9 protein-coding genes are annotated in these 11,686 nt (G+C 50.7%); 4 read left to right on the forward strand and 5 right to left on the reverse strand.

Annotation, left to right across the window (positions count from 1 at the left end; translation table 11 throughout):
- Window positions 1-238: 238 nt before the first annotated feature.
- From HWQ67_RS06330 to HWQ67_RS06345, 4 genes are all read right to left on the reverse strand, one after another.
- Entirely contained in the window at window positions 239-1,426 is a 1,188-nt protein-coding gene (locus tag HWQ67_RS06330) for a histidine kinase dimerization/phosphoacceptor domain -containing protein (RefSeq protein WP_218251828.1), read from the reverse strand.
- Complete coding sequence (locus HWQ67_RS06335) at window positions 1,419-3,914, reverse strand: PAS domain S-box protein (protein ID WP_218251829.1); 2,496 nt, start codon at window positions 3,912-3,914, stop codon at window positions 1,419-1,421. Before HWQ67_RS06335 ends, HWQ67_RS06330 begins: the two co-directional genes overlap by 8 nt.
- A 45-nt stretch (window positions 3,915-3,959) precedes the next feature.
- Window positions 3,960-5,078, reverse strand: coding sequence for a transglycosylase SLT domain-containing protein (locus HWQ67_RS06340; protein ID WP_218251830.1), 1,119 nt, complete (start codon window positions 5,076-5,078; stop codon window positions 3,960-3,962).
- Window positions 5,079-5,230: 152 nt separating this feature from the next.
- On the reverse strand, window positions 5,231-5,968 hold the full coding sequence (locus HWQ67_RS06345) for an RNA methyltransferase (protein ID WP_218251832.1): 738 nt from the start codon (window positions 5,966-5,968) through the stop codon (window positions 5,231-5,233).
- Window positions 5,969-6,396: 428 nt separating this feature from the next.
- Here HWQ67_RS06345 and HWQ67_RS06350 point away from each other — a divergent pair, with 428 nt between their 5' ends.
- The 4 genes from HWQ67_RS06350 to cimA all read left to right on the forward strand — a co-directional run bounded on the left by HWQ67_RS06350 (window position 6,397) and on the right by cimA (window position 10,103).
- The gene (locus tag HWQ67_RS06350) at window positions 6,397-6,687 is read left to right on the forward strand and encodes a nucleotidyltransferase family protein (RefSeq protein WP_218251833.1); all 291 of its coding nucleotides are present in this window, start codon (window positions 6,397-6,399) and stop codon (window positions 6,685-6,687) included.
- Window positions 6,680-7,039 carry a HepT-like ribonuclease domain-containing protein gene (locus tag HWQ67_RS06355; RefSeq protein WP_218251834.1) on the forward strand — a complete coding sequence of 120 codons (360 nt, stop codon included), beginning with the start codon at window positions 6,680-6,682 and terminating at the stop codon, window positions 7,037-7,039. Before HWQ67_RS06350 ends, HWQ67_RS06355 begins: the two co-directional genes overlap by 8 nt.
- A 13-nt stretch (window positions 7,040-7,052) precedes the next feature.
- On the forward strand, window positions 7,053-8,273 hold the full coding sequence (locus HWQ67_RS06360; protein ID WP_218251835.1) for an ABC transporter permease: 1,221 nt from the start codon (window positions 7,053-7,055) through the stop codon (window positions 8,271-8,273).
- A gap of 249 nt (window positions 8,274-8,522) precedes the next feature.
- Complete coding sequence (gene cimA / locus HWQ67_RS06365; protein WP_218251836.1) at window positions 8,523-10,103, forward strand: citramalate synthase; 1,581 nt, start codon at window positions 8,523-8,525, stop codon at window positions 10,101-10,103.
- A 349-nt stretch (window positions 10,104-10,452) separates the two neighbouring features.
- On the opposite strand, the gene HWQ67_RS06370 is transcribed toward cimA, so the two are convergent.
- Window positions 10,453-11,685 (reverse strand): exonuclease SbcCD subunit D C-terminal domain-containing protein, encoded by a 1,233-nt coding sequence (locus tag HWQ67_RS06370; RefSeq protein ID WP_425340705.1) that lies wholly within the window; start codon window positions 11,683-11,685, stop codon window positions 10,453-10,455.
- Window position 11,686: the final 1 nt, after the last annotated feature.

Raw genomic sequence — 11,686 nt, forward strand, 5'->3', positions numbered from 1 at the left:
AAGAAAAAAAAGAATGGGGAGCTTTGCTCCCCCTCAGACCCCCTCACAAGGGAGCACGGCCCCCTTGACCCCGTAAAGGGCTGGTTAATAAGTTGAGAAGTGGTTATTTTAGCATAACAAACATCATGATTATTTCTAATGCGATTGCCCTGGCTCCCCCGGGTAGTTCCGAGCCGGGACGGCGTCAAGAATATGACTTTTATGTCACACTGAGCTTCTGATATGCAGACTGTTGACATCAGGCCTTCCTGGAGTATTTCATTTCACCAAAGGAGATTTTAAAGGTTGTTCCCGGATTGGTTTCGCACTGTATGGAGCCCTCCAGTTGGTCTGTTACCAGGGCGTTTACGAGCCTCAAGCCGAGGGTCTGTGCATCTTTGATTTCTATCCCTGGGGCAATGCCGCTGCCCGTGTCACCGATTGTCAGGACGAAGGCATTTCCGGGCTGCACCTTTAGTTCTACGTTAATGCTGCCCCGTACATCTGCCGTGAATGCGTGTTTGAGGGAGTTAGATACGATTTCGTTGATGATTAACCCGCATGGCACTGCCGTATCAAGGCCGATGTAGCATTCGTCTATGTTGGCGTTCATGCTTATCCTGTCGGTGTTGAGGCAGTAGGAGGCATACAGGTGGTTGAGCAGGTTTTCCACGTATTTTCGGAAGTCTATCCGTTCGACGTTGTCGGCCTGGTAGAGTTTTTCATGTATAAGGGCCATGGCCTTTAATCTCCTCTGACTGTCACGAAACATCTCCAGGGACTCTTCGTTGGTGATATATCGTGCTTGCAGGTCCAGGAGGCTTGAGACAATCTGGAGGTTGTTCTTTACCCGGTGGTGGACCTCGCGCAGGAGCACCTCTTTTTCCCTCAGTGATTGTTTTAGCCGCTCTTCGGTTTTGAGGCGTTCGTTTATCTCCACGTGGAGTTTGTCGTTGGTGGTCTTAAGCTGTAGGGTGCGTTTTTCAACGAGGTCTTCCAGCATATAGCGATACTTCCAGAGTTCTCCTTCCATTTTATTGCGGGCGTCCAGTTGTCTTTTGAGGTCTTTTTCCACGTGCTTTAGGGCTATAGAGTTTTTGACCAGCCCCTTTAGTTCGTAGAGGTTAAACGGTTTGTGCAAGAACGCACTGACGCCCAACTCAAAACACCTCTCCATATCCTCATCGCTGCCATGGCCTGTGAGCACGATGACCGAATAGGGGTCTGTGGGGGCAAGGTTTATCTTTTGCAGGAACTCCACGCCATCCATCACCGGCATCTTGAGGTCCAGGATTATGAGTACCGGATTGACCTCGTGAAACAGCTTTATCCCGTCAATGCCGTTTTTGGCCTCATGGATGGTATAGCCATAGGTTCTGAGGTGTTTCTTGATTGCATCTATTACGATCTGCTCGTCATCAAGTATAAGTATCTTCTGATTATGCATCTGTCGTGCTACCGGCAACAGGGAGATTGATCGTAAAGGTAGTGCCCCTGTTAGCTTTAGAATCGCAGGTGATAGTTCCGTTGTGTCCGACTATTATTCCATAAACAATGGAAAGTCCCAAACCCGTACCCATGCCAACCTCCTTGGTTGTGTAAAACGGTTCAAAAATCCTGTCCAAAATCTTCTCCTCTATACCCATACCATTGTCGGTGAATTTTATAACGATGAATTGTTTATCTCTCGATAGCCTTATGACGATGCGTATTTCGGCAGCGGTTTTGTTTTGAGCCAGGGCATCCATGGCGTTTTGCAGGAGATTGATAAACACCTGTTCCAGTTGGTTTGCGCTTCCTACAACGGATGGCAGGTTAGGCTCTACATTTTTTGTAAGAGATATGTTCCTCAGACGTATACGTTCACCCATAAGCAGCAGGCTGTTGTGTAAGACCATTTCGATGCTTATTGATTCCATTTCGATATCGTCCCGGCGGCCAAACGTGCGCAGGTGCTGGATTATATCGACGATCCTGTTGACCTGTTTATATGCCACAACGGCCTCTTTTTTAAGGGCATCGGTGTTTAATGCCCCCTGTTTGATCTCCAGGATCAGGCCCTGGAGAAAGCTGCTGATATAGGTAAGTGGTTGGTTTATTTCGTGTGCGATCCCTGTGGCGATTTCGCCCAACGTGGCCATCTTGGAGGAGGTCAGCATCTTTAGTTGTATCCTGTGGGATTCTTCCTCGAGCTTTCGTATCTCCCTCATGTCGTGGGCGACAACAATGGTGTCGTTTATGACTTCCTCACTCCACTGTCCGAGCCTGGAGAGGTTGACCAGGACGGGGATATCCCCTGAGGTCGCTGTCTTCATTGACGTAAACAGGTCTTTGGTATTACCATGTCCGCCGATGGCCTCCAGGACGTTTTCTGCAAACATGACGTCAACCATCTTGCCCACCAGTTGGTCTTCGTCGTAGCCAAGGAGGGTACAGGCGGAGTGATTTACCGTTTGGATGACAAGGTCTCCGTTGACCACGATGAGGGCATCCGTAAGGGACAACAGTACGCTTTCGAGGTAGGTCTTTGCATGGAGCAGTTCTGCCGTTCTCTCCCTGACCCTGATTTCGAGTTCATCGTTGTATTTCTTTAATGCTTCCTCGGCCCTCTTGATATCGGTGATATCGTGGAAGATACCCCGCGTTACGGAGGGTATGCCGTTTTCAAATATGCAGTTGACGCTGCCCAGCACTACAATGTTTCTGCCGTCCCTGGTGACAAAGACCGTCTCAAACCTGCTGGATATGCTACCTATGAGGAAGCAGTTGAAGTTGTGAAGTCCGTTGTCAAAGTGATCGGGGTGGATCACGTCAGAGAGGGTCAGGGTTTCCACCTCATCTTCGCTATAGTCGAGGGTGTTGAGCCATGAGCGGTTTACGTACTTAAACCTCCCATCGGGGGTAACCACGTGGATCATGTCCGAGGCGTTGTCAAAGAAGTCCTGTAGTTGTTCGGTGTTTTTTCTGAGTTGTTCTTCGGCCAGTTTTTTCTCCGTGATGTCGGAGATAAGGCCGTCGTAGGCGATGAGGTTTCTGTTGGAGTCGTACCTGGCAACGGGGGTGTTTCGCACCCATCTGATAGAGGTGTCCTTGTGTATGATGCGATGTTCTATGGAGAGCACCGGTTCTCCTTTGAGTATCTTGTATGCAAGTTCGGTAACGGCCTTACGGTCCTCACCGTGGATCATGCGGTACCACAGATAGGGTTCTTCGTCATACTCTTCGGTGGTGTAGCCGGTGACGGCCACACAGCCAGGGCCGTGGGTGGTGGAGGCTGCACGACCGTCTTTGACCTCTACTGTATAGATGTAATCCGTGGTAGCGCCCAGCAGACGTTTGTAGCGATTTTCACTGAGCTTTAAGGCTTCTTCGGCCAGCTTGCGTTGTGTGATGTCCGAAATGAGGCCGTCATAGGCGATCAGTCGTCCGTCCTGATTGCGGCGCGGCACGATGGTGTTTCGCACCCAACGGACGGAGCCATTTTTGTGAATTATGCGATGTTCTATCGGGGGTGCCGCCTCCCCTGCAAGGACATGCTTGACCTGAGATTTAACCATTTCACGGTCATCTTCGGCGATCATACGGTACCACAGGTATTGGTCTGACTCGTATTCTTCGGAGTGATACCCGGTGACGGCCACACACCCGGCCGAGTGGCGCGTAGATACCGCACGACCATCCTTGACCTCCACTGTGTACATGTAATCGGTGATTGCGTCAACAAGTCGTTTGTATCTGTTTTCGCTTAATCTCAGTGCCTCTTCTATCTGTTTGCGTTCTTTTATTTCCTCCTGCAGCTCCTTGTTGACCTTGTCAAGCTCCTTGGTGCGCTGATATATATGCTGGCGCAAGGCGATGTTGGCCTCAAACAACGAGTTTATATTACTCTCTACGCGATCCTTCAGTATCTGTCTGATATTATCTACAAACGACATATCGTCTTTATCCGTCCTGATTTGTCATTACTATGCGCCCGCTCACTATAGGTTTCTGTTGCTGTCTGATGATTCCACAACCCTGCCGTCGTCATATCTGTAGTTAATCTCAGCCAGTACCTCTTTGATATACCATATCTCTCTTTGGACTACGTTGGGGATGTCAGAAGACGTACCCTTTTTTGAGACAACACCTTCTGCCAGGTACATCCGCCTGATCTGTTCAAGGCTCTCAAGGCGTTGGGGGAGATCCTGACTGTACCATGTCTTTTTATACTGTGCGTACTCTTTGTCAGCCTGAGACTTCTTAGCGGTCTTTGCCCCCTTTGTACCGGAGATTACCACCTGGGAGTTTACTACGTATTCCTTCAGGACTTCCCTTATGGCAAATATCTTGCTTACGTAGTTGGCGCTTTCGTTGTTGTCTACACCATCGGCAAAGGGTTTGGGGTCGCCCCTGAATTGCTTGTAGTACTTTGCAACGCTCTTAGGGGAACGGTTGTAGGCCCAGAATGCCCATAACCACCTGTCGCTGTTGGTGACCTTGGCGCCATTTATCTTGTATACCCTGTCCCATGCCAGGGTGAGTTTATAGTTGTCTTTTAAGAGTCTGATGGCGGCCTCGGTGCTGCGTTGCGCATGGCTTCTGTAGTCGATATCGTCGTCGATGAGGCCGTAGGATTTAGCGGTGGCCGGCATGAACTGCCAGTACCCCTTTGCTCCGGCATGGGATAACGCCAGGGGGTCCCACGCAGACTCCGCAAGGGCCAAAAACACTATCTCAAAGGGGATATCGTTGTCATTGCATTTGCCGTAGATCATCTTCAGGTGTCCTGCCTCCAGCATACTATGCCAACCCGAAAGCAGGTGCTGGTAGGTGGTTATGAGCTCCATGCCCTTGTTATTTCTGTACTTAATCAGTTTTTTGTCAAAGTCGAGGTCTCTTTCGCTAAAGATATTTCGCCACTTCATGATCTTTTGCCGGTTTGTCTTTCCCGTGGGGGGATAGATGTGGGGTGCCTGGTGAAACAGTCGTTTGAGAAGATCACTGTCAGTGACCTCAGACGATTTTCTGACAGACGCCTTTGATACCGCCACCGCATCAGAGACCGTGTAAAGGATTATCAACGGTAAGCCCAAGCCTAAAAGCACTCTGTAGAGCATAATTAACCTCCTTGTTTCATTTTATTATAAATACCTATATAGTTATGTATATATTGTACCCGTTACACGGCATATGTTGTCAATAGTTTTCTATGAGGCAGAAAAATATTTGTTAATAAGGTGTTTACCACGTGAAATTAAAGAAACACTTTTTATCCTGATCGCTTGCATTTATTGTTGATAGCGCTGCATATACCGTGTAACATGTCCACCTCCCAGTGGGTTAGTCCGTAGCGACCGACGAGGTGTCTGATATTTCTGACAATGTCTGACTCGAGGTCTTCGGAGCCCCTCATGCTAATGTCCAGGTTCCTCAGCACCTCTGCGATCCGGTCGTACAGGTGGTTGAGGTGCTCCTGTGGTACAAGTTTAGGCGTCCTTGCACAATGGTTGTTCCTGCACACCGGGGAAAGTTCGTAGGCTACAATCAGGACTGCCTGTGCCAGGTTCAGCGAAGGTTGAGCGTGTGAGGTGGCAATCGTCATCAGAAAACCGCAGCGGTTGATCTCCTCACTGAGGAGGCCCTTGTCCTCACGCCCAAAGAGTATGGCAACCTTGTTGTTGTTGGCAAGTTCGGCGATTGTTGCAACTGCCTCCTTAACGGGACGGATAACCCCGCGCGTTTTTCCCTGGCGGCGTGTGGTACCGATGACGATGGCCTTGTCGCTGACTGCCTCCGTGAGGTTTGCGCAGACCGTGGCGCCCTCCAGCACATCGATTGCCCCGTGGGCAAAGGCGCGGGCCTCGGCGTTGAGGTAGTCACAGGGGTCTACGAGGCACAGGCGCTCAAATCCCATGTTCTTTATAGCCCTGGCTGCCGCTCCGACGTTACCAGACTCCCGTGGTTGCACCAGCGTGAAGTATATGTTGTCTCTGAGGTTCATAGTCATAATAATTATAATTACAAAAACGGTAATAGTTCAACCCCGGTACCCAGAGCAATCGCATTTAACCGTAAGAAAAGAAAGGGGCGGCTCCGCTTCTTGGCGCTCCAGGGGGTGAGGCACCCCTGCCATAAAAGTCGCACCTGGCCCCTTCAGAACCCCCTGCAAGGGGGCCAGCCCCCTTGACCCCGTAAAAATGCCATGTATCTTGTATTTAATCCAATCGAAACGTGTTATATACACAACATTTCAATTGTATAGCTGAACTATTACATGCTCCCTTACTTATAACCCGCAACAATTCATAAAATTGATTATTCTGACAGTTTTTTTGACGCATTGACAATACCTCCATATTAATGATATTTTATATCTAAATTGTTGCATTTGGAGGTTAGGCAGTGATATCCTTAGGTGCTCAAGAGGTTTGGGGCATGGACGTTATAGAGATATTGAAAAGCAATGAAGGATTGATAAGGCGGAGGTACGGTGTCAGCAAAATCGGCGTCTTTGGGTCATTTACGCGAGGGCAGGAAAGGCAAGACAGCGATGTGGATGTAATCGTATATTTTAACGAGGATTCCGAAAACTTCGACAACTACATTGAACTAAAATACTTCCTTGAGGAGGCCTTTGGCAGGAATGTGGACTTGGTGATGGTGGATGCGCTTAAACCCCAGTTGAAGAATGAAATACTCAATGAAGTAGTATATGTCTATGCGTAGGAGTTGTCTTATTTATATCGAGGATATTCTGACGAGCACGAACAAGATACTCGATTATGTGGGGGAAAGCTCGTTCGAGGAATTCTGTAAGAATGAGATGAGACTGGAAGCTATTGAGAGAAACTTCATGATAATCGGTGAAGCAACAAAAAACATACCGGATGAAATCAGACATAAATATCCATTTGTCCAGTGGCAGAGGGTTATTGATTTCAGAAATGTTCTTGCCCATGAGTATTTTGGTATTAACAAGAAAATCATGTGGACAATAATCAAAGAAAAACTACCGCACCTGAAACAGAACATACAAAACGTGCTCGAACAAGAAAGAACATGGTTGACAACTACATGACACAGTGGTGGAGATGAGGTTTCGACACATCACTCTTAATCTGTCCATTGCGCTTAAGTCCTTCAGCAGCTTCAAGCTCCGAAGTGCTTTGGCCGTAGCGGGGGTGGTCTTGGGGACGTTGTCTCTGATCACCGTGACAAACATATCGGCCTCCCTGAGACTTCAGACACTCAAGGAGGTTGAGAGCTTTGGCAAAAACCTACTGATTGTACGAAGCGGCCTGACGGGAATGCACGCCAAACCCGGCGCATTGGGCGAGGCTACAAATCTGACCCTTGCCGATGTTAGGGCCATAAAGAACTCGACGTTTTACATAAACAACATCGCACCCGCTACAAGCAGGAACTTCCCCGTAAGATACCTCGATACCACCACCACAACAACCCTCATGGGTGTGGGCAGCGAGTTCTTCCGGATACGGAAGCTCGACTTAAGCAGCGGCCAGTACTTCAATCCCACCGACGACAAGGATCTCAAACGCAAGGCCATCATAGGGGCCAAGGTTGCCCAAAAGCTATTTGGAGATGCCGACCCAATGGGCAAGTATATCTACGTCTACCGTGTCCCGTGTGAGGTTGTGGGGGTGTTGCGTCCCGTCGGGGCAGACGCCGCCGGTGTTGACTCGGACAACATCGTCTACGTCCCACTCAACACATATCTGCGGCGATTTGTAAACAAGCAGTACGTCAGTTTCATCTACATCGAGGCCAACGACGATACCTCACTCTCCCCGCTCGCCTCACAGATAGAAGACCTCCTGCGCCTCAGACACAACACCAAAAAAGGCCAACGCGACGACTTCACCGTGATCAACCTCAAGGACGTCAACGACATCAAGACCCAAGCCATCAGAGTGGTCAGGATGCTGGGTCTGGTAACCTCCCTTGTCTCCTTCACGATCAGTGCCGTGGGGATACTCTCGATAATGATCCTGATGGTCAACGAGCGCCGGGTGGAGATCGGTATAAGACGCGCCGTGGGGTCAAAGAAGCGGGATATCATGATCCAGTTTCTGACCGAGTCGTCGTTTATCTCCTTTGCCGGTGGCGTAATTGGTTGCGTCATTGGTGTGGCGTTGAGCCTGCTGGTGGCGCTTGTAACAGGGATGCCGTTTGTGGTCTCCGGCACAGGCGTAGTTATAGCGTTTACCGCATCGTTGTGTACTGGCCTGTTTTCGGGGATATATCCATCCAAAAAAGCCATCGAAATTGAACCGATCTATATCTTGCGGTAATTTTGTGGTATATACTGATCGGATTCGAGTTTTTTTCGGGTATCAAAATTGCCTGAATAGAAGAAAGAAAGGGGCGGCTCCGCTTCTTTTTCGCTTCAGGACGCTCCTGACCCCTTTCTTTCTTGTATTGCACACAATCGAAACGCGCTATATACGTGGTTTCCACGATAACCGTCCAGTTCTATTTTGCTGTGACACCGCCCTTTGAGCAATTTGCCTACAACGCGTGGTTTGTGTTAAAATATAGGCATGAAAAAAATTGAACTCTACGATACAACTTTACGGGATGGCGCTCAGGCGGAGGATGTATCCTTTTCCGTGGAGGACAAGCTGTTGATAACTGAAAAACTCGATACCTTTGGTGTTGGTTACGTAGAGGGTGGTTGGCCGGGGTCTAATCCCAGGGATGTTGAATACTTTGATCAGGTCAGGCATCTCAGACTCAAGAAGACAACCATCGTCGCCTTTGGCAGCACACAGAAGTTCGGCCACGCGGCAGAGGACGACCCCAACCTCAGGGCACTCGTTGCCGCCCAAACGAGCGTCATAACCATTTTTGGCAAGACGTGGGATTTTCACGTCAGAGAGGCGCTGAAGATATCACTCGATGACAATTTGAAGCTGATCCACGACTCAATCCTGTTTCTGAAACGCCAGGGTGTGCGGGTGTTCTTTGACTGCGAGCACTTCTTTCAGGGTTTTGCAGCCAACGAGGACTACGCCATCAGGTGTATCAAGGCCGCCGGGGATGCCGGGGCAGACTGCATCGTACTCTGTGACACCAACGGAGGTTGTCTGCCCCAGTACGTGCAACAGGTGACCCAACACGTGGGCAAACACATCCATGCCGATATCGGCATACACGCCCACAACGACTCCGACTGCGCCGTGGCAAACTCCCTGATGGCAGTCAGTGCCGGGGCAGTGCAGGTGCAGGGCACCATCAATGGCTTGGGAGAGCGTTGCGGCAACGCAAACCTGTGCTCGATCATACCCAATCTGCAACTCAAGCAGGGCTATGACTGCATCGGGGATGGCGTAAGACTCGTCCGCGAGGTGTCGAGGTACGTCAACGAAATCGCCAACATCAGCCACCTCAAGCGCCAACCCTACGTTGGCGACAGTGCCTTTGCACACAAGGCCGGCATCCACGTCAGTGCCATACGCAAGCACCCCGAAACATACGAACACATCAGCCCCGAACTGGTGGGCAATTCCCAACGGGTGCTCGTCTCCGACCTGGCCGGCAAGAGCAACGTCCAGAGGAAGGCCGAGGAGTTTGGCGTACACTTCACGGACAGGGGCAAAGCTCAGGAGTTGATCGATAAATTAAAGACTCTTGAAAACGAGGGTTTTCAGTTTGAGGCCGCCGAGGCATCCTTTGAGCTGTTGATGAAAAAGAGTTCCGGGCAATACTGGGAGGCATTTGAGCTGCTTGGCTTTCGCGTAACCGTTGACAAGGAAGACAGGGGCAAGGAGGCTTCAAGCGTGGCCACCATCAAGATACGTCTCCCAAACGGTGTGGTCGAACACACGGCTGCCGACGGTAACGGCCCCGTCAATGCCCTCGACAATGCCCTGCGTAAGGCCCTGCATCCCTACTATCCGGCCCTGAAGGATGTCGTCCTGCACGACTACAAGGTCAGGGTACTCTCCGGCGTCAAGGGCACGGCCACGGGAGTGCGGGTGTTGATCGAGTCGGGCGACAATGACGGCAGGTGGGGTACTGTTGGCGTCAGCAAGAACGTCATAGACGCCTCCTGGCAGGCACTCGTTGACAGCATAGAGTACAAGTTGCTAAAGGACGAAAAGAGCCTCTCAACAGGATAGTTTAGTATCTTCTTTATATTGCATGGTAGCAAGAGAAAGAAAGGGGCGGCTCCGCCCCCCTTCAGAACCCCCTGCAAGGGGACCAGTCCCCTTGACCCCTTTCTGCTAAACCTTTTACCATGCTTTTTTAAGAGGATACCGAAATCTGCTATATATGGCTGAAAGATAAAAGCCTCGCTAATATTGACAACCTCCCTGCCCCTGATATCTTGGCAGATGAAATCATAGAAAATATTGAAGCAGGGTTGGAGAGTTTTAAAGCTATATGTAATGTGGTAAAGTCGTAGGTTCACACGGTAATTTTAGCGGTGTCATGGGGACAAAGTTCCCCATTTTTTTTTGCGTGGTGCTATTGAGACATCCGGTCGTCTTCCCTGGTGGCCAGGACTGCTTCACTGTAGGTTGCCAAGAGTTCCCGGCGCTGTATCGGAGGTATGTTGTGTGCCTCCAGGCAACGATTAAAGATATCGTCCTCATTGAGGTCATCCAGGGTCTCATCGACGCTCATCCTTTTGATGATGCGCTCCATCATGCGATAGTTCTTTATGCGCAAAATTTCCAGACCGGTTTCTTCAACGGCCCTCTCCAGACGTTGTCTTAGGTTGCTGATAAGCTCATCGCCCTCGTAGACGATCTCCAGCCATGCCTTGCTGTGGTTGGCCTTGAGTTGCTCAAGGCGCCTTGAGATGTCGCTCCAATTGCCACAGATACTCTCCATGGGCTGTAGCTTGGGCACGGGTATTGGTGTAACCCGCATGGGGCGGGGTTGCGTCTCTATGCTCAGGACGTAGCTTTCCTGCATTGCGCTGCCAAAGCCCATGGGCAGGGGGCTGCCGCAGTAACGTCTTGTTTCGGAGTTGCCCACCGTCTGTGGCACGTGCAGGTGTCCCAGGGCCAGGTAATCAATGCAGTCCGGGAATGCCTCCCATCCCACGTGTGCCAGTGAGCCTACGTAGGAGGTCTGTCGCACGCCATCGCCATCGATACATCGTCCGCCGGCGGTAAACAGGTGCCCCATTGCCACAATGGGGATGTCTGCCCTGAGGTTGTCCCGTATCTGCAGCGCCCTCTGACAGACCCTGTGGTAGTGTGCAACAATGCCCTCGACGAGCTTCAGTTGTTTGTCCTGAAGGCTCTCACCGGCGTCAACCCGCCTGACGTCGCGGTCCCTGAGGTATGGCACCGCACAGATGATCAACCCCGCCCTGCCCCCGGCATCAGAGAGAGTCAGCACCTCCGGCTCAACCTCCTCCGACTCCCCGATGCACCCCACAACGTGTATGTTGAGCGCCCGCAGAAGCTCCCCAGGGGCATTGAGAAACGATGCAGAGTCATGATTGCCCCCCGTGATGACCACATGGCTACAGCCCGACCTTGCCACGCTCCACAGAAAACGGTAGTACAGCTCCTGTGCCCTGTGACTTGGCGCACTGCTGTCAAAGACGTCCCCGGCAACAAGCAGCACGTCAACGCGTTCACCCTCGATAAGCCCCGCAAGCCACCTGAAAAAGGCCTCAAACTCCTCATACCTCTTACGCCCATACAGGGAGTGTCCAATGTGCCAATCTGAGGTGTGTATGATC

The organism is Candidatus Magnetobacterium casense (assembly GCF_019173545.1).
Classification (GTDB): Bacteria; Nitrospirota; Thermodesulfovibrionia; order Thermodesulfovibrionales; family Magnetobacteriaceae; genus Magnetobacterium; species Magnetobacterium cryptolimnobacter.